Consider the following 18953-nt stretch of genomic DNA (forward strand, 5'->3'; position numbering starts at 1 on the left):
GTCGGCGCAATCTTTAATCGGCTTTCTGGCTAATTTCACATTACCCAAGGAAACATTTTCCAAACCCACCGCACTTTGTTACAATTCTGCGTAACTTATGTTAATCAGGATTCGATATGACGAGCTATATTATTGAAATTAATGAACAAAATCTTACGGAGATTCTTCAACAGTCTCAGACTGTGCCTTTAGTATTGGCGTTTTATGCGCCAAGTCATCAAACGTCGGTGGATTTCACCGCACTTTTATCGCGTTATGCCGAGAAATATCAAGGTCAGTTTGTTTTAGGGAAGGTTAATTGCGAAACCGAGCAAATGATTGCGGCGCAGTTTCGGATTCAAGCCTTGCCGACGACTTATTTATTCAAACAAGGACAGGCGTTGGATGCGTTTCAAGGTGCGCTTGAGGAGGATTTGTTGCAACAGCGTTTAAGCGTAATTTTGCCGAAAGAGGAAGAAATCAAATTTAATTTGGCGTTGGATTTCTTACAAGCGGAAGATTACAACTCGGCGCTGCCGTTGCTGAAAGAGGCGTGGGAGCTATCGGATAAGAAAAACAGCGATATTGCCTTGCTTTATGCGGAAACCTATATTGCGATTAAACGTGTCGAGCCGGCGCAAGAAATTTTAAATCAAATTCCGTTGCAAGACCGTGACGGCCGTTGGCAAGGTTTGCAAGCGCAAATCGAGCTGTTAATCAAAGCGGCGGATACGCCGGAAATTCAACAGTTGCAAGCGGATTTCGCGAAAAATCCGACGGCGGAAATCGCGTTAAAACTTGCCGTTCAATTACATCAAGCCAATCGAAACGAAGATGCGTTAAATTTACTGTTCGATATTCTGAAAAAAGATCTCGGCGCCGAAAACGGTGAAGTAAAACAACAATTTCTTGCTATTTTGAGCGCTATCGGTGCGACGGATCCGATTACTAATAAATATCGCCGATTGCTGTATTCGCTTCTCTATTAATAGATTTAATTACGAAACGATCTATAATAAGGCTATGTGAAGAAACATTTTTATAACATCTTAACCAAGGATTCTTTATGTCTGAGATTAAACACAGTCAATTATTGATTTTAGGTTCTGGCCCTGCCGGTTATACCGCCGCGATTTATGCCGCTCGTGCCAATTTGAAACCGGTTTTGGTCACCGGTTTGCAACAAGGCGGTCAATTAACCACCACAACGGAAATTGAAAACTGGCCGGGCGATTTCGGCGATACCACCGGGCCGGAATTAATGCAACGGATGCTGCAACACGCGGAAAAATTCGAGACGGAAATCGTTTTTGATCATATTAATCGCGTCGATTTATCTTCTCGTCCGTTCAAACTTTACGGCGATGTACAAACTTTCAGTTGTGATGCGCTAATTATCGCCACCGGCGCCTCCGCGCGTTATTTGGGCTTGCCTTCAGAAGAAGCTTATAAAGGTCGCGGCGTTTCGGCTTGTGCCACTTGCGACGGTTTTTTCTATCGTAACAAACCGGTTGCCGTGGTCGGCGGTGGCAATACGGCGGTGGAAGAAGCCTTATATTTGGCGAATATTGCTTCGGAAGTGCATTTGATTCACCGTCGCGACAGTTTCCGCGCAGAAAAAATCCTAATCGATCGCTTAAACAAAAAAGTGGAAGAAGGCAAAATTATTCTGCATACCAACCGCACTTTGGACGAAGTGTTGGGTGATGATATGGGCGTAACCGGCGTGCGCTTGAAAGATACTCAATCCGAACAAACGGAAGATTTAAAATTAGACGGCGCATTTATTGCCATCGGTCACGCGCCGAATACGGAAATTTTCGCCGATCAACTTGAATTGAGAAACGGTTATATCGTGGTGAAATCCGGCTTGGAAGGCAATGCGACGGCAACTTCCGTGGAAGGCGTGTTTGCCGCCGGCGATGTAATGGATCACAACTATCGCCAAGCGATCACTTCTGCCGGAACTGGTTGTATGGCGGCGTTGGATGCAGAACGTTTTCTTGATGTACAAGCCTAAACGTCTCATCTGAAAACTACGATAAAATATACCGCACTTTAATCGCGCGGTATATTTTATTAACGCCCGATTTTCCGTTATCACTCAAATAAAGAACGCATTTATGGATAAAGCTCGCCAAAAATATCTACAACAATGGTTGCGAACTCAACAAAAACCGATCAAAAAATTACTCGGTTTGAATATTTTACTTGCCGGCATTTCCTCTTTGATTTTAGTGGCGCAAACTTATTTACTCGCCACGCTATTGCACGAATTGATTATCGTCGGCACCGCGCGTGAGGAACTGCTCCCTCATTTTATCGGCTTGATTGTCGGCTTTGCGTTGCGCGCATTCATCCTTTGGGCGCGTGAGAAAATCGGCTTTAAGTGCGGTCAAAATTTACGTCAAATTATACGCCGACAAATTTTCGATAAAATTCATCAAGTGGGCCCTGCGGTCATCAACCGCAAACCGGCAGGCGCGTGGGCAACCATAATGCTGGAACAAGTGGAAAATTTGCATAATTTTTATGCCCGTTATTTGCCGCAACAAGCGCTTTCCGTTATCGTGCCCGTCGTGATTTTAATCGCCGTTTTCCCGATTAACTGGGCGGCGGGATTAATCTTAATGCTCACCGCGCCGTTGGTGCCGATTTTTATGATTTTAGTCGGTATCGCCGCGGCGGACAGCAGCCAAAAAAATATGGCTACCCTTGCCCGTTTAAGCGGACAATTTCTCGATCGATTGCGCGGATTGGAAACCTTACGTTTATTTAATCGCGCGCAAGAACAAACCGAACACATCGAAGACAGCACGGAAGAATTCCGCGAAACCACAATGGACGTGTTAAAAATAGCGTTTTTATCTTCCGCCGTATTGGAATTTTTCACCTCCGTTTCCATTGCCTTAATGGCGGTTTATTTCGGTTTCAGCTATTTAGGTGAAATTAATTTCGGCGCCTACAGCACGCCGATTACGCTCTTTGCCGGTTTCTTTTGTTTAACCTTAGCGCCGGAATTTTATCAACCGCTACGCGATCTCGGCACCTATTATCACGATCGTGCGGCGGGTATCGGCGCGGCGGATGTCATTGTGGAGTTTCTCGAACAACCTTCTTTCAATACTCAACAAGCGCAAGCACGATTGCCGGACAATCAAAGTGCGGTGGAAATTCGCGCGGAAAATTTAGTGATTTTATCACCGCAAGGACAAGCCTTGACCCGACCGCTGAATTTTTATCTTCCGTCCAATGCGCACATCGCTTTAGTCGGGCAAAGCGGCGCGGGCAAAACCTCGTTAATTAATGTGCTGCTCGGTTTCTTATCATATCAAGGCAGTTTAACCATTAACGGTATCGAACTGAATACGTTGGATCGCATTCAATGGCGCAAGAACATCGCTTGGGTCGGGCAAAATCCGTTACTTTTACAAGGTTCGATTCGCGAAAATTTATTATTAGGCGACATTCAAGCGAGTGAACAGGAAATCACCCAAGCGCTAGCTCAAGCGCAAGCGACGGAATTTACCGATAAACTCGGCTTAGACAGCGAAATTAAAGAAGGCGGCATCGGGCTTTCGGTGGGACAAGCACAACGTCTTGCCGTGGCGCGCGCCTTATTACGCAAAGGTCGATTGTTACTGTTGGACGAACCGACGGCAAGCCTTGACGCACAGTCGGAAAACTTAGTGCTGCAAGCCTTACGACAAATCAGTCGCCGACAAACGACACTGATGATCACGCACCGAATCGAAGATTTGAAGCAATGCGATCTGATTTTGGTGATGCGCCAAGGCGAAATTGTGCAACAAGGTCATTTCGAACAATTACAACATCAAGGTTTCTTCGCCGAATTATTGGCTCAACGTAAACAGGATATTAATTAATGCGTGTCTTATTCCCTTTTTTACGCTTATTCAAACAAGCAAAATTCGTGCTGTTTTTAGGGCTGGTATTAATGATAACCGGACTCGCCGCCAGTATCGGGTTGCTTACGGTCTCCGGCTGGTTTCTTGCAGCAACGGCAATCGCCGGTGTCGGTTCGTTATTTAACTTCTTCTATCCTTCCGCCAGTGTGCGCGGATTAGCTATCGGTCGCACCGTCGCCCGTTATTTTGAGAAAATCGTCACGCACGACGCCACTTTCCGCGTATTAGCCAAATTACGCGTCGCCGTGTTCAGCAAAATCATCCCGCTCAGTCCGGCGGTGCTTAACCGTTATCGCAACAGCGATTTACTCAATCGCTTAGTTGCCGACGTTGATACCTTAGACAGCCTATATTTGCGCTTAATCGCACCTTTTATCAGCGCGATTTGCGTGATTTTATTTCTGACGATCGGCTTAAGTTTATTTAATCGTTATCTTGCGTTGTTTATCGGCGCAACACTGCTCTGCTTGCTTTTGATCGTGCCAAGCTTATTTTATTATTTAGGTACCACATTCGGCGAGCGCCTGACACAATCGCGCGCCGCATATCGCACACAATTCGTAGAGTTTATTCAAGCGCAAGCGGAATTATTACTCTTTGACGCAGAACGTCCGTTGAAACAACAATTAACCCGAACGGAACAACAATGGCAGGCTTATCAGCAACGGGAAACCAATTTAGCCGGATTATCCACCGCACTTTTGTTATTCGCCAACGGATTGATCGTCGCAATTACGCTCTGGTTTGCCGCCACCGCAGATTTCGCACAACCGGACTATAAAGCCGCATTCGTCGCTTTATTTGCTTTCGCCGCCCTTGCTGCTTTTGAAATTTTAATGCCCTTGGGCGCGGCATTTTTGCACATCGGGCAAGTCGTCGCGTCTGCACAGCGGGTGAGCGAATTAATGAATCAAGCGCCCTTAGTCCATTTTGACGGAACAAAAACACTTGAAAAAAACACCGCACTTGGCAACACCGCACTAGACATTGAAATCCGTGATCTTGAATTTTGTTATCCGGAACGACAAGAGGCGGCATTAAACCGCTTAACCCTCGACATCAAAGCCGGCAAAAAAATCGCCGTGCTCGGCAAAACCGGCAGCGGAAAATCGACCTTATTGCAACTATTGGTGCGTAATTACGATCCACAACAAGGGCAAATTTTATTCGCCGGCGAACCGATTCAAGCTTATTCGGAACAAAGTTTGAGACAAGCCGTTTGCTTTTTAACTCAACGCGTTCACGTTTTCAGCGATACCTTACGCAATAATTTGCAAATCGCTGCTGCACAAGAAATTTGCGATGAACGAATGATCGAAATTTTACGACAAGTCGGTTTAAGCAATTTGCTCGAACAAGAACAAGGCTTGGATTTATGGCTCGGCGACGGCGGGCGTCCGCTTTCCGGCGGCGAACAGCGCCGTTTGGGATTAGCGCGCGTGTTACTGAATAACGCGCCGATTCTTTTACTCGACGAACCGACGGAAGGCTTGGATCGTGAAACCGAACGGCAAATTCTACGCCTTATTTTGGCGCACAGCGAAAATAAAACATTGGTGATGGTAACCCACCGTCTGACCGCGATCGAACAATTCGATCAACTTTGTATTATTGATAACAGCCGTTTAATCGAACAAGGCACTTATGCCGAATTGATCGCGAAAGAAAACGGGTTCTTTAAACAATTAGCGGCGAGAATCGAATAACAGGAAAGAAAAGTCGGGCGGAAACCTCCCCGGCTTGATCTCGGCACACGGCAATTCCGACTTTGGCTGCTTTCTTCCGAACCTGACCGGGTAAACCGGACGCCATTGCGAGGAACCGAGGAGGTTTCCATTGAATTAACTGGAACAGTTAAGGCGTACATTATGCAATAAGGCGGCAGTGATTGCAAATCTTTCCCTTTTCGCCGGTATTAAGCGATTAAAGAATAGACTAATAAAAGAAGGAAACACAATGTCGGACGTATTAAATAAACTCATTCGATTATTACAACTTGAACAAATCGACGATTTTTTATTCCGCGGCGAAAGCCAAGATCTCGGCTTACGCCAAGTTTTTGGCGGTCAAGTGGTGGCTCAAGCACTTTCCGCCGCCATTCAAACGGCGCCGACAGATCGTCTTCTACATTCCTGTCACGCTTATTTTTTATCGCCGGGTGACAGCCAGCACCCGATTATTTATGATGTCGAAACCTTGCGCGAAGGGCGTAATTTTACCGCATTACGCGTTAAAGCCATTCAACATAACGAGCCCATTTGCCACATTACCGCATCTTTTCAAACGGAAGAAACGGGCTTTGATCATCAAAGTCAAATGCCGGAAAATATCGGCGCGCCGCAAGATTTCACCGAAGAAACCGTGGTGTTGCAAAAATTGGCGCAATATATTCCGGAAAATATCCGCGATAAATTTACCGCGGAGCGTCCTTTTGATATTCGCACCAAATACATCAACAATCCTTTTAAAGGGCTTTCCTTGCCGCCGGTGCAATATGCTTGGGTGAGAAGTAACGGCGAAGTGCCGCAAAATGCTAAAATTCAACAATGTTTATTGGCGTATTTTTCCGATTTTCATCCGTTATTGACCGCACTTCATCCGCACGAAACCGGATTTTTACAATCCGGAATGAAAGTCGCCACTATTGATCATTCCATTTGGTTTCATCGCCCGTTTGATTTAAACGATTGGTTGCTTTATGCAATCGAAAGTAATAATGCCTACGGCGCCCGAGGACTTGCACGCGGGCAAATTTTCGACCGACAAGGCAGACTAATCGCCACGACGCAACAAGAAGGCTTAATCCGTTATACTCAACCGAAATAGAGAAAAAAATGACCGCACTTTACACACCACAATATTTATGGGATCTGGTCATTGAGGCGTTAAAAGAAACCGATCCCGCCGAAAAATGCCGTTTAGTCAATAGCTTATATGATGATATCTTGCCGCATATTCAATTCAATGAAACGGAAGATTTTCCGCAAGTTGTACCGACACAAGATATCGCGGGCATTCCGCCGAAACCGCATTTAGTCGCGCCGAAAGACGTGCCGAAACGTTCTTTTGCCAGCGAAGAAGGCTACGCCGCCACCTTGCACGCCATTGCGCACATTGAATTTAATGCCATTAATCTCGGCTTGGATGCCGCTTGGCGTTTCGGGCGCGCCGCGCAGCAAGAATTGGGCGAAGGTGCCGTTTTCGTACGAGATTGGCTACGCGTTGCCAGAGAAGAAAGCACGCATTTTACCTTGATCAATCAACATCTTATCACTTTGGGTTATCAATACGGTGATTTTGAAGGTCACGCCGGTTTATGGGAAATGGCGCAAGCCACCGCACACGATATTTGGGAACGAATGGCGTTAGTGCCGCGCGTATTAGAAGCCAGAGGATTAGACGCCACACCGGTTTTACAAGAAAAAATCGCACAACGCAAAGATTTTGCCGCCGTCCGCATTTTAGACATCGTACTGCGCGATGAAATCGGCCACGTTTCCATCGGCAATCATTGGTATCACGCCCTATCCAAACAAAGAGGACTTGATGCAATGGAATGTTTCGGCGAATTATTACGCAAATATCGTATTGTAATTTTCCGCGGCGCCATCAACACCAACGCCCGCCTCCAAGCCGGCTTCACGCAATATGAACTGGATTGGATCGCCCAAATCGAACAAACTATTAAATCTTATTTGAAATAAGATGTGCTCAAGTAAAAAAACAGGCATTTCGCCTGTTTTTTTACTTCTTACTCAACCTTAAAAACTTTTAAACGCTGTAAATGATGGGCGATTTTTTTGAATTTATGGGTTTCATTTTCGTCCCAGACGACATCATAGAACGGTGAAAGCGTTTCCGCGCTGCGGTTGGAATCCAGCACTTCATCTTGCGTGGATAAAAAGACCAAACAATTTCCTTTATTTTTTAAGCGGAAATTTTCTACGCATTTTGTGGCAATATCTTCATATTCTTCCGGTCGGTCGATTTTGCCGGTCATATTTTCATAAGGGAATAAATTCGGGTTAAAAATCGCTTGTTTGATGCCGCATAGAAAACCGATTCGTTCCGCCCAATAGCCGCCTAAACCGACACCGCAAATTAACGGGGTTTCGTCTTTGCTTTCTGAAACCAATTTGTGCACTTCATTTAATAAAAATTGCATATCGTGGCGAGGATGTAACGTGCTGTAGTTGACAAAGCGCACATCGTCGTCAATGAATTTCAGCTGCATAATTTTTTCGTAATTGCCCGGACTGCTGGAGTCAAAACCGTGTAAATAAATAATCATTGACCGCTCCTTACTTCTTTTGATGTTGATTGCGACGGGTCTTTAACCGCCCGTCTTTTTAATGTAGTCTATTAAAACAAAAAATTTACGATTTTTCCACCGCACTTTTACATTTTCGGACGTTTATTTTTCCATCGCATTTTGTTGCAAAAGTCGCACTTTTTTCTCTAAAAATGCGATCATTTGAAGTGCGATATCAATGCCGCTGGTTTTTTCGATCATTTCCAATCCCGGGCTGGCGTTCACTTCCAACACCAATAATCCTCTTGCGGAACGAATTAAATCAACACCAGCGACGTCCAATCCCAAAATGCGCGTCGCTTGTAGGGCGATCATTTTTTCTTCGTCGCTTAATTGCACTTTTTCCGCCGTACCGCCACGATGAAAATTTGCGCGAAATTCGCCATTTTGCCCGCTGCGTCGCATTGTCGCCACCACGCGATCGCCAATCACAAAGCAGCGAAAATCACTGCCCTGCGCTTCTGCGATAAAATCTTGCAATAACACCGGCACGTCGGTATGGGTTAAGGTCTCCAAAATACTGACCGCACTTTGGGCTTTTTCCGCTAAAATCACTCCGATACCTTGCGATCCGTTCAGCGTTTTCAAAATGGTCGGTGAGGTTACATAATTCATCACACGAGCCGCCTGAAATTCATTGCCGGGCAATAAGGAATCCGGCACGGCAATGCCTTGTTGCGCTAATAATTGCAAACTCAGCCATTTATCGCGCGCCTGAAAAAATGCCGTTTCATCGTTTAAACAAGGCACGTTTTGCGCTGCGAAATGACGCAACACCGCACAGCCCATTTTCGTGCTAGCGGAGCCGAAACGCGGAATAACGGCGTCATAATCCGGCAACAAATAAGGCTCGGCGTCCGCATTTGCCTGATAATACAAGCGAAAGTGCGGTGCGTTTTGCGACAGTTTTAATAAACAGCGATTCGGATCCAAAATATCGATTTGATGTCCGCTGCTTTCCGCCGCTTCTTTCAAACGTTGGCAACTATATAATCGCGGCTCTCGGCATAGCATCAACAGTTTCATAGCGACCTACTTTTTCGCAAAACCTTGTTTATGTAAATAATCTAACACCTGCGGGCGCACCGGGCGAGCTAAACTTTTAATCACATTACGCGACCAATCCATATCAATACCGCTACGTTCGCGATAATAATCGGCGACTTCCGCATTATATTGCGCCAAAATTGATTCATCCAACGGACGATATTCATTCTCAAAAAATAGACTGTCTTGCGGCAATCTCGGTTTTAACGGCGGATCTTGATCCGGATAGCCTAGACATAATCCCAGCATCGGCAAAGTATGTTGCGGCAATTTCAGTAGTTCGCCCGCTTCCGCCATTGCATTGCGTAACGAACCGATAAACACGCCGCCCAGTCCTAAACTTTCTGCGCCCAACAGCACGTTTTGAGCCATAATACCGGTATCCACCGCGCCGATTTGTAACACTTCGATATAATCCAGCTGTGCTTGCGGGCAAATTTGTTTATGTTTTTGAAAATCCACACAAAATACCCAAAATTCCGGCGCACTTTTGACATATTCTTGATTAGAACAATACGTCATTAATTGCTCACGCAGCTGCGGATCCGTCACGCGAATAATGGATACGCACTGCAAATGGTTCGATGTGGACGCAAAACGCGCCGCGTCAACCAATTTATGAATAATATCGACGTCAATCGGTTCAGGCTTAAAGCGACGAATGGAGCGATGAGATAAAATACAATCTAAAGTTTCAGATGTGGATACAGGATTTGTCATAGTCGTTTTCCGTGAAATGCAATGAGTGAATTTTAATACATTATACCAATCGCAACAATGTCGAAAAACGCTTTATGCTTTTTTATTTAATCGGGTAAAATGGACGGGAATGAATAACCAACAAAAGGAAACTTATTATGTTTGTCGTGATTTTCGGTCGTCCCGGCTGCCCTTATTGCGTGCGTGCTAAAAACTTAGCGGAAAAATTAAAAACCACCCTCGAAGATTTTGATTATCGTTATGTAGATATTATCGCCGAGGGGATCAGCAAAGCGGATTTATCCGCTTCCGTCGGTAAACCGGTGGAAACCGTGCCGCAAATTTTCATTGATGAAAAACCAATCGGCGGTTGCACGGATTTCGAAGCGCTAATGAAAGCACAATTCAACGTGGTTGCTTAATCACGTTTCTCACAAAGTGCGGTGAAAATTCACCGCACTTTCGGTTTTACCCTGCCTCTTTTTTCAACGCATAAAAATTTACTTGCATATTTTTTTAAATGAATATAAATTCATATAAAATGAATAATTATATAAAGAGAGTAATATGCGCAGCACAGAATTAGTCCAGTGGTTCAGACAATCGACGCCTTACGTCAATATGCACCGTGGCAAAACTTTTGTCATTATGCTTGACGGCGATACCATTGCTTGCCCGAATTTTATCAATATTATCAGTGACATAAGCCTACTTCACAGTTTAGGGATTAAACTGGTGATCGTTTTCGGCGCTCGCTTTCAAATTAACGATTTGTTACAAGAACATCAACTTGAAACCCATTATCATAAAAATATTCGTATCACCGATCCGCGCACGCTTGAGTTAGTGAAACAGGCGGTGGGAAAATTAAATTACGACATCACTTCCCGTCTTTCTTTACGTTTGCCGCATTCGCCGGTGATTAACGTCGTTAGTAGTAATTTTATCCTCGCCCAACCTATCGGCGTGGACGACGGTGTGGATTATATGTTGAGCGGCAAAATTCGTCGTATTGATACGGATAACATTAAGCAACAGCTGGAACGGGATTCTATTGTGTTACTTGGCCCGATTGCGCCTTCCGTCACCGGCGAAACCTTCAATTTGCCTTTTGAGGAAGTGGCGACGCAAGTGGCGATTAAACTGAAAGCGGAAAAATTGATCGGTTTTTCGCCGACACAAGGGATCTTGAATGAAAGACAAGAAACCATTTCCGATTTACTGCCGCAAGATGCCGCAATGCATTTGCAAGAATTAATCGAGAAAGATCAATATCATAGCTCGCAAGCACGTTTTTTACAGGCAGCAATCGACGTTTGTCGTGCCGGCGTTAAACGATCGCATTTATTAAGTTATGTGGAGGACGGTTCTTTATTACAAGAACTCTTTACCCGTGACGGGGTTGGAACGCAGCTTTCGATGGAAAGTTCCGAAGAAATTCGTATCGCTACCGTTGCGGATATCCCGGGCTTATTGGAATTGATTCATCCGTTGGAACAGCAAGGTATTTTAGTCAAACGTTCGCGCGAACAGCTGGAAATGGAAATCGCCAATTACACCATTATCGATCGCGACGGCGTGATCATTGCTTGTGCGGCGCTCAATCGCTATCCGGCGGAAAATATGGCGGAAATGGCGTGCGTGGCGGTGCATCCGGATTATCGCAATTCGTCGCGTGGCGATATTTTATTGGAAGCTATCCAAAAACGTGCGCGCGAAGCCCATATCGCGAAATTATTCGTGTTGACCACGCGCACCGTCCATTGGTTCCAAGAACGCGGTTTCCGCCTTGCCGACGTGGCAGATTTGCCGCAATACAAGCGTGAGAATTATAATTATCAACGTCGTTCCAAAATCTTGATTCAAGATTTGGATGCCGAGATCTAATTTGCTCCATTGCTCGGTGAACGATTTCGCCGAGCGATAAAAAAGCATAAAAAAGGCTTATCCGAAGATAAGCCTTTCTTTTCTTTCCTTATCGGAATTAGAAGCGATAACCTAAACCGGCAAAGAAGATAACCGGATCAAGTTTGATTTTCACTTCGTGATCGCCGCCCAAGGCGCTGAATTTTGCAGTTGTTTTAATATGGGTGTACCACATTGCGGTATTCAAATATAAATTATCGGTTAATTTAATATCAATACCCGCATTCAATACCGGACCGAACGAGTGTTTTTTCACTTGTAAATCGGTGATACCCGCTTGTTCACCGGTGGAAGTTAATTTACCGCTGAAGAAACGCGTATAGTTCAAACCCGCGCCCACATAAGGACGAGAGCCGGAATCTTTATCTAAGAAATAATATTGTAAATAAAGGCTTGGCGGTAAATGTTTCACTTTCGCCACTTCGCCTAAATTCGCGTTAAGTGCGGGAATATTTGCCGTAATTTTGTGAGAGAACGGTGTTGCACCTAATAACTCAACCCCTAAGTTGTCCGTTAACATATAGGTGGCGGTTAAACCTAATTGCGCATTATTATTTACATCCAAACCGATTTCCGTCGCGGTTTTGGTTGTAGAATGCGAATTAGCGATAACTAAAATCGGACCGCCGCGCGCAATGAAACTTCCCGCTTCGTGTGCGCTTGCCGCGCCTGCTACTAATGCCGCCGCCATACCTAATGCTAATGCAGTTTTTTTCATAATCAATTCCTCTATATTAATTTTTAGATTTAATGAGACAGGCGTTCTCAATACCCTCATAAAAGTTGTGTCTTTCAGACGGAAAGAAATATACCACTTTATGATTAGCGTTTTCGTGAGCCAGATCAAATTTTTAAAAATTTGTTAATCATTTTTTCAAAAAAATTTCAGATTTTTCATTTAATTAACAAAGGGATAATTTGATCTAGCGCAAAAATGAGGTTTTTTATGCATTTTATAACAAACATTGTATAATGAGACATTACATTTTATTCACAATTCGGATGGAAAAAATGCCCATTAATTTCACTCAAATCTTTCAAGACAGCCTGAATTTTATGCGTAATCAACGAACGATTACGGCGCAATTTATCGCAATTTTCTTCGCGGTTTCTTTGGCAATTAATTTCTTAGTGACAAAACAAATTTCTCCGCAAATAGAGACCGCACTTAATCAAGCGACGGATCCCGCCGCTGCGGAATTATTGGCAAATGTTGCAGTCAGTGACGACATTGCCGTATTAGGCTTCGCCCAACTGTTCCTCACGTTCTTTATTTCCGCGTGGGGCATTTTAACCTTTCATCAATTAAGCGAACGCCGCACGCCGGCATTAGGCGATACTTTATTGCGTACTTTCAAACGCTTACCCGGTTTGATTTTTCTTAACTTGATTACCGTTTTCCCAATGATTATCGGCGTGATCGAAATTTTTGTTGCAATGTTTAACAAAACCTCGCCGTCCATTTTTTCTTTATTCGCCATTACACTGGGAATTTTCGTGTTTATTCGGTTAAATTTAACCACGGTGCATTATTTGGTACGTCCGGTCGGCGTTTCGGAAACCATCAAAACCGTATGGCTGAGCGGATTTAAGCGAACCGCCGTACTCTTTATTTATACGCTATTAATTTATTTCGCCTTGCCGTTACTGGTGAGAAATTTAGCGGCGTTCGGCGGCAATATGCCGTTTGATGTGTTAATTGCTTTAATCAGTGCGGTGATCAATATTTTTTCCTTGATATTTACTTATCGTTTTTATTCGTTATTTATTCAAAAGGCATAATATGAAGCAACTTTTAGAATTTATCCCGTTGATTTTATTTTTTGCGGTGTATAAATTAGTCGGTATCCGCGAAGCGGCGTTAACATTGATTATCGCCACGGTAATTCAACTAATCGTGTTAAAACTCAAATACGGCAAAATTGAAAAACAACAACTGATTATGGGCGTTGCCGTCGTCTTTTTCGGCACGCTGACCGCCTATTTCAACGAACTGGAATTTTTGAAATGGAAAGTCACCGTGGTGTACGCCGTTTTCGCCTTAGCCTTATTAATCAGCCAATTCGGTTTCAAAAAACCGCTAATCAAGCAATTATTAGGCAAAGAAATCCAATTACCGCACGCGGTATGGGAAAAACTCAATCTCGCTTGGGTCGGCTTTTTTCTCTTATGTATGTTGGTTAACATAATTATCAGTCGTTATTTTTCCGATGACATTTGGGTTGATTTTAAAACCTTCGGCATTCTGGGAATGACGCTTGTCGCCACCCTACTCAGCGGCGTATATATTTATCGTTACCTTCCGAAAACGGACGAATGATTAAGGAAAAACTATGTCGGATTTTATTGAAACGAATACCGGTCGCCAATCAAAAGGCAGTTTATTGTTAAGAACCTTGGCAATGCCCTCCGATACCAACGCCAACGGTGATATTTTCGGCGGTTGGATTATGTCGCAAATGGATATGGGCGGTGCGATTTTAGCCAAAGAAATCGCGCACGGACGCGTCGTGACCGTCGCAGTGGACAGTATGACCTTTATCCGCCCGATTGCCGTCGGCGATGTGGTGTGCTGCTACGGACAATGCGTCAAAGTCGGTCGTTCTTCCGTTCAAATTAAAATCGAAGTCTGGGCGAAAAAAGTGGCGAGCGAACCGATCGGAGAGCGTTATTGCGTCACCGAAGCGATTTTCACTTTCGTCGCTGTCGATAAGGCAGGTAAATCCCGCACTATTCCGCGCGAAAATAATCCCGAATTAGACCGCGCTTTATCTCAATTAACTTGTCAGTAATCCCCAAATAAAGGAGCTAGTATGTATTACGTTATTTTTGCCCAAGACAAACCGAACACCTTAGCGCAACGTTTAGCCGTGCGCGAACAACATCTCGCGCGTTTAAAACAATTACAACAAGAAGATCGTTTATTAACCGCCGGCCCGAATCCGGCAATCGACGATGAAAATCCGGGCGAAGCCGGTTTTACCGGTTCAACGGTTATCGCTAAATTCGACAGTTTAGAGGCGGCAAAACAATGGGCAAGCGCCGATCCTTACGTTGAAGCCGGCGTTTACGGCGAAGTTATCATTAAGCCTTTTAAGAAAGTATTTTAAACGCAAGCCGGTTTTCGACTTCCCGTTTCCGAAGCGAATTTGTTCGTGCAACGGATAAATTCGTTTTTCGATACGAATCCCTAACAATAAAAGCAAACACGAGGAAACACAATGTCAAACTTTCTACAAACCTATCACCAACATATCGACGAACGTGCCGCGCAAGGCGTAGTGCCGCAACCGTTAAATGCGGAGCAAGTCGTTCAGCTGATTGAATTATTGAAAAATCCGCCTGCGGAACTGGCGGATTATTTGCTGGATTTATTTGAAAATCGTATTCCCGCCGGTGTGGATGAAGCGGCTTATGTGAAAGCGGGATTTTTAGCCGCGATTTGCAAAAACGAAGCGGCGTCGCCGTTGATTTCCGCGCAAAGAGCGGTGGAATTATTGGGCACAATGCAAGGCGGTTATAATATCGAGCCGTTATTGACCGCACTTGACGACGAAAAATTGGCGCCTTATGCGGTGAAAGCGCTGTCTTACACGCTATTAATGTTCGACAATTTTCACGATGTGGCGCAGCGTGCGAAGCAAGGTAATGCTTACGCGCAACAAGTTTTGCAATCTTGGGCAAACGCCGATTGGTATTTATCCCGTCCGAAATTAGCGGATAAATTAACCGTTACCGTTTTTAAAGTCAGCGGCGAAACCAATACCGACGATTTATCGCCGGCGCAAGATGCGTGGTCGCGTCCGGATATTCCGCTGCACGCTTTGGCAATGTTGAAAAATGCGCGCGACGGGATCGAGCCGGACGACGCCGGCAATATCGGCCCGATTAAACAATTAGAGGCATTAAAACAAAAAGGCTATCCGTTGGCTTATGTCGGTGATGTGGTCGGCACGGGTTCCTCACGCAAATCAGCGACCAACTCCGTGCTTTGGTTTATGGGCGAGGATATTCCGCATATTCCGAACAAACGTGCCGGCGGCGTGGTGCTGGGCGGCAAAATCGCACCGATTTTCTTTAATACTTTGGAAGACGCCGGCGCCTTGCCGATTGAAGTGGATGTCAGCGCATTAAATATGGGCGATGTGATTGATATTTATCCTTATCAAGGCAAAATTTGTCGCCACGACAGTGACGAAGTGCTAGCGGAATTCAGCTTAAAAACCAATGTGTTATTGGACGAAGTGCGCGCCGGCGGACGAATTCCGTTGATTATCGGTCGCGGTTTAACGCACAAAGCGCGCTGCGAATTGGGTTTGCCGGAAACGGATATTTTCGCCAAACCGCAAAGTGCGGTGGAAAATTCACGCGGTTTTACCTTGGCGCAAAAAATGGTCGGACGCGCTTGCGGCGTTGAAGGTATTCGTCCGGGACAATATTGCGAACCGCGTATGACTTCCGTCGGTTCACAAGATACCACCGGCCCGATGACGCGCGACGAATTAAAAGATCTCGCCTGCTTAGGCTTTTCCGCCGATTTGGTGATGCAATCGTTCTGCCATACGGCGGCTTATCCGAAACCGGTCGATGTGGTGACGCACCACACGCTTCCCGATTTTATTATGAATCGCGGCGGTGTTTCTCTCAGACCGGGCGACGGCGTAATTCACTCTTGGCTCAACCGGATGTTATTGCCGGATACCGTCGGTACCGGCGGCGATTCGCACACTCGTTTCCCAATCGGGATTTCTTTCCCTGCGGGTTCCGGCTTGGTGGCATTTGCAGCGGCAACCGGCGTAATGCCGTTGGATATGCCGGAATCCGTATTAGTGCGGTTTAAAGGCGAAATGCAAGCGGGCATTACCTTGCGCGATTTGGTGCACGCCATTCCGTATTATGCGATTCAACAAGGCTTGCTCACGGTGGAGAAAAAAGGCAAGAAAAATATTTTCTCCGGTCGCATTTTAGAAATCGAAGGCTTGGAACATTTGAAAGTGGAGCAAGCGTTCGAATTATCCGACGCCTCGGCGGAACGTTCCGCGGCGGCTTGTACGATCAAATTGGACAAAGCGCCAATTATCGAATATCTGCAATCCAATATTGTACTGCTTAAATGGATGATTGCCGAAGGTTACGGCGACGCGCGTACCCTTGAACGCCGTATTCAGGGAATGGAAAAATGGTTGGACGATCCGCAGTTGTTGGAAGCAGATCAAGACGCGGAATATGCGGCGATTATTGAAATCGACTTGAACGAAATCAAAGAGCCGATTTTATGCGCGCCGAACGATCCGGACGACGCTCGCCTACTTTCCGAAGTACAAGGCGATAAAATCGATGAAGTATTTATCGGATCTTGTATGACCAATATCGGACATTTCCGTGCGGCAGGTAAATTATTGGCGAAATTCAAAGAAATGATCCCGACCCGTTTATGGCTGGCGCCACCGACCAAAATGGATGCGGCGTTATTAACGGAAGAAGGCTATTACAGCATTTACGGCAAAAGCGGTGCGCGTATCGAAATGCCGGGTTGCTCCCTTTGTATGGGCAACCAAGCGCGCGTAGCAAGCAATTCCACCGTGGTGTCCACCTCTACTCGTAACTTCCCGAACCGTTTAGGACAAGGCGCGAATGTGTATCTTGCCTCCGCAGAACTTGCCGCCGTATCGGCATTGCTCGGTAAATTGCCGACGCCGGAAGAATATTTATCTTATGCCGCCGGTTTACAACAAGATAAAGACGATACCTATCGCTATATGAACTTTGATCAAATCAATAGTTATCAGCAAAAAGCCCGTGAAGTTATCTTCCAAACAGCGGTCTAAACGGAGTGAAATACACGCCTAAACATTGACAAACTCGAAAGTGCGGTTAAAATCACCGCACTTTTTCTTTTATATTTAACCGGATTTATCTCATCAAGGAGAACAATGGAATTACGCCATTACATCACCTTTACCGTCGCGGTGATTGCATTACAGCTTTTTCTCTATTGCTTTAACCGCACCCTATATTGGCTACTGAGCGGAAAAATTAGCCACAAAGTACGCCGAGTGATCGCAATCTTCACCTACTTTTCCGCCAACGCGATTATTTTCTTAACGATCTTGCGCATTCAACCGATGTTTCGTTTAAGCGCGTTGATTCTCGTAATTTTGCTGTTCGCCGCGTTAATCAGTGCCGTTTTCGCCGTTATTTTCCGCTTGTTAAAAAGCCGAATTTCCATCGAAAAATTAAACCGCACTTTGCGCATTGCTTATCCTGTCGCGCTTTGTGCTTTATTGGGTTTGAGCGTATATAACGCTTATACGCCCAAGGTTATTCATCATCAAATCACCCTAGACAAACCGCTGGCGCCGTTGCGTATCGGCGTGGCGAGCGATTTGCATTTGGGACGATTTTTCGGCAACGCCGAATTGGATCGTTTGGCGGAAATAATGCACGCGGAGCACGTCGATGTGATTTTGCTGCCGGGCGATATTATGGATGATAACGTCGATGAATATTTAGCGCAAAAAATGCAACCGCACTTAGCGAAACTGCGCGCACCGCTTGGCGTTTACGCCACTTTGGGCAATCACGATTTTTTCGGTTATCAACGTGAAATTACGCAAGAAATCCGCAAAGCGGGCATTCGGGTGTTATCCGATGAATCCGCCGTGATTGCGGATCGTTTCGTCTTAATCGGACGTAACGACGATTTATTCGCCCAACGTCCGACAACGGCGCAGCTCCTCAAGCAAGTGAACACGGCGCTGCCGATTTTCTTGTTGGATCATCGCCCGACGGAAATTCTTGAACACGCGAACTTGCCTATCGATATCCAAGTGTCGGGACACACGCACAAAGGACAAATTTTTCCGGCGAATTTAATTACCCGAATGTTATATCGTCTGGATTACGGCTATGAAAAAATCAACCGCAGCCATTTTTTTGTCACCTCCGGTTACGGATTCTGGGGCATCCCGCTACGTTTAGGCTCGCAATCCGAAGTTGTCATCATTGATGTAAAAGGAACTCAGCAATGAAAATTAAACCGATTTTAACCGCACTTTCTC

At 45.3% G+C, this 18953-nt stretch carries 18 protein-coding genes and 1 other RNA gene; 14 read left to right on the plus strand and 5 right to left on the minus strand.

Annotated features, from left to right (window positions below; genetic code table 11):
• Nucleotides 1-116: 116 nt before the first annotated feature.
• From CVP04_RS04525 to cydC, 4 genes are all read left to right on the plus strand, one after another.
• Entirely contained in the window at nucleotides 117-968 is an 852-nt protein-coding gene (locus tag CVP04_RS04525; RefSeq protein ID WP_100296332.1) for a co-chaperone YbbN, read from the plus strand.
• A gap of 77 nt (nucleotides 969-1045) precedes the next feature.
• Entirely contained in the window at nucleotides 1046-1999 is a 954-nt protein-coding gene (trxB, locus tag CVP04_RS04530) for a thioredoxin-disulfide reductase (RefSeq protein WP_100296333.1), read from the plus strand.
• Nucleotides 2000-2102: 103 nt separating this feature from the next.
• Nucleotides 2103-3866, plus strand: coding sequence for a heme ABC transporter permease/ATP-binding protein CydD (gene cydD, locus CVP04_RS04535; protein ID WP_100296334.1), 1764 nt, complete (start codon nucleotides 2103-2105; stop codon nucleotides 3864-3866).
• On the plus strand, nucleotides 3866-5614 hold the full coding sequence (cydC, locus tag CVP04_RS04540; protein WP_100296335.1) for a heme ABC transporter ATP-binding protein/permease CydC: 1749 nt from the start codon (nucleotides 3866-3868) through the stop codon (nucleotides 5612-5614). The genes cydD and cydC overlap by 1 nt, the downstream gene beginning before the upstream one ends.
• A gap of 23 nt (nucleotides 5615-5637) precedes the next feature.
• Here cydC and ffs read toward each other — a convergent pair.
• Nucleotides 5638-5736: signal recognition particle sRNA small type (ffs, locus tag CVP04_RS04545), an RNA gene on the minus strand.
• Between the two features lie 128 nt (nucleotides 5737-5864).
• On the opposite strand from ffs, the gene tesB reads away from it, so the two are divergent.
• Both tesB and CVP04_RS04555 read left to right on the plus strand, forming a co-directional pair.
• Entirely contained in the window at nucleotides 5865-6734 is an 870-nt protein-coding gene (gene tesB, locus CVP04_RS04550) for an acyl-CoA thioesterase II (protein WP_100296336.1), read from the plus strand.
• A gap of 8 nt (nucleotides 6735-6742) precedes the next feature.
• A complete protein-coding gene (locus CVP04_RS04555) occupies nucleotides 6743-7612 on the plus strand; it encodes a ferritin-like domain-containing protein (protein ID WP_100296337.1) in 870 nt (289 codons plus the stop codon).
• A 47-nt stretch (nucleotides 7613-7659) separates the two neighbouring features.
• Here the strand turns inward: CVP04_RS04555 and ycfP are convergent, their stop codons facing one another.
• From ycfP to nfsA, 3 genes are all read right to left on the minus strand, one after another.
• Complete coding sequence (gene ycfP / locus CVP04_RS04560; RefSeq protein WP_100296338.1) at nucleotides 7660-8199, minus strand: alpha/beta hydrolase YcfP; 540 nt, start codon at nucleotides 8197-8199, stop codon at nucleotides 7660-7662.
• Nucleotides 8200-8322: 123 nt separating this feature from the next.
• A complete protein-coding gene (locus CVP04_RS04565; RefSeq protein WP_100296339.1) occupies nucleotides 8323-9246 on the minus strand; it encodes an ATP-grasp domain-containing protein in 924 nt (307 codons plus the stop codon).
• 6 nt (nucleotides 9247-9252) lie between these two features.
• Nucleotides 9253-9987 carry an oxygen-insensitive NADPH nitroreductase gene (nfsA, locus tag CVP04_RS04570; RefSeq protein ID WP_100296340.1) on the minus strand — a complete coding sequence of 245 codons (735 nt, stop codon included), beginning with the start codon at nucleotides 9985-9987 and terminating at the stop codon, nucleotides 9253-9255.
• Between the two features lie 137 nt (nucleotides 9988-10124).
• On the opposite strand from nfsA, the gene CVP04_RS04575 reads away from it, so the two are divergent.
• A complete protein-coding gene (locus tag CVP04_RS04575; RefSeq protein WP_100296341.1) occupies nucleotides 10125-10388 on the plus strand; it encodes a GrxA family glutaredoxin in 264 nt (87 codons plus the stop codon).
• 145 nt (nucleotides 10389-10533) lie between these two features.
• A complete protein-coding gene (argA, locus tag CVP04_RS04580) occupies nucleotides 10534-11853 on the plus strand; it encodes an amino-acid N-acetyltransferase (RefSeq protein WP_100296342.1) in 1320 nt (439 codons plus the stop codon).
• 97 nt (nucleotides 11854-11950) lie between these two features.
• Here the strand turns inward: argA and CVP04_RS04585 are convergent, their stop codons facing one another.
• Entirely contained in the window at nucleotides 11951-12610 is a 660-nt protein-coding gene (locus CVP04_RS04585) for an OmpW/AlkL family protein (RefSeq protein WP_100296343.1), read from the minus strand.
• 293 nt (nucleotides 12611-12903) lie between these two features.
• Between CVP04_RS04585 and CVP04_RS04590 the strand changes: the two genes are divergently transcribed.
• The 6 genes from CVP04_RS04590 (at nucleotide 12904) to CVP04_RS04615 (ending at nucleotide 18923) form a co-directional block, all read left to right on the plus strand.
• The gene (locus CVP04_RS04590; RefSeq protein ID WP_100296344.1) at nucleotides 12904-13674 is read left to right on the plus strand and encodes a hypothetical protein; all 771 of its coding nucleotides are present in this window, start codon (nucleotides 12904-12906) and stop codon (nucleotides 13672-13674) included.
• Nucleotide 13675: 1 nt separating this feature from the next.
• A complete protein-coding gene (locus CVP04_RS04595) occupies nucleotides 13676-14212 on the plus strand; it encodes a septation protein A (RefSeq protein ID WP_100296345.1) in 537 nt (178 codons plus the stop codon).
• Nucleotides 14213-14225: 13 nt separating this feature from the next.
• A complete protein-coding gene (gene yciA, locus CVP04_RS04600; RefSeq protein WP_100296346.1) occupies nucleotides 14226-14684 on the plus strand; it encodes an acyl-CoA thioester hydrolase YciA in 459 nt (152 codons plus the stop codon).
• Between the two features lie 21 nt (nucleotides 14685-14705).
• Nucleotides 14706-15002, plus strand: coding sequence for a YciI family protein (locus CVP04_RS04605; RefSeq protein WP_100296347.1), 297 nt, complete (start codon nucleotides 14706-14708; stop codon nucleotides 15000-15002).
• Between the two features lie 111 nt (nucleotides 15003-15113).
• Nucleotides 15114-17720, plus strand: coding sequence for a bifunctional aconitate hydratase 2/2-methylisocitrate dehydratase (acnB, locus tag CVP04_RS04610; protein WP_100296348.1), 2607 nt, complete (start codon nucleotides 15114-15116; stop codon nucleotides 17718-17720).
• A 105-nt stretch (nucleotides 17721-17825) separates the two neighbouring features.
• Nucleotides 17826-18923: a metallophosphoesterase gene (locus tag CVP04_RS04615; protein WP_100296349.1), complete on the plus strand. Its 1098-nt coding sequence runs from the start codon at nucleotides 17826-17828 to the stop codon at nucleotides 18921-18923.
• The last annotated feature ends 30 nt before the right edge of the window (nucleotides 18924-18953 follow it).

The sequence above is a fragment of the Caviibacterium pharyngocola genome (assembly GCF_002795405.1).
Classification (GTDB): domain Bacteria; phylum Pseudomonadota; class Gammaproteobacteria; order Enterobacterales; family Pasteurellaceae; genus Caviibacterium; species Caviibacterium pharyngocola.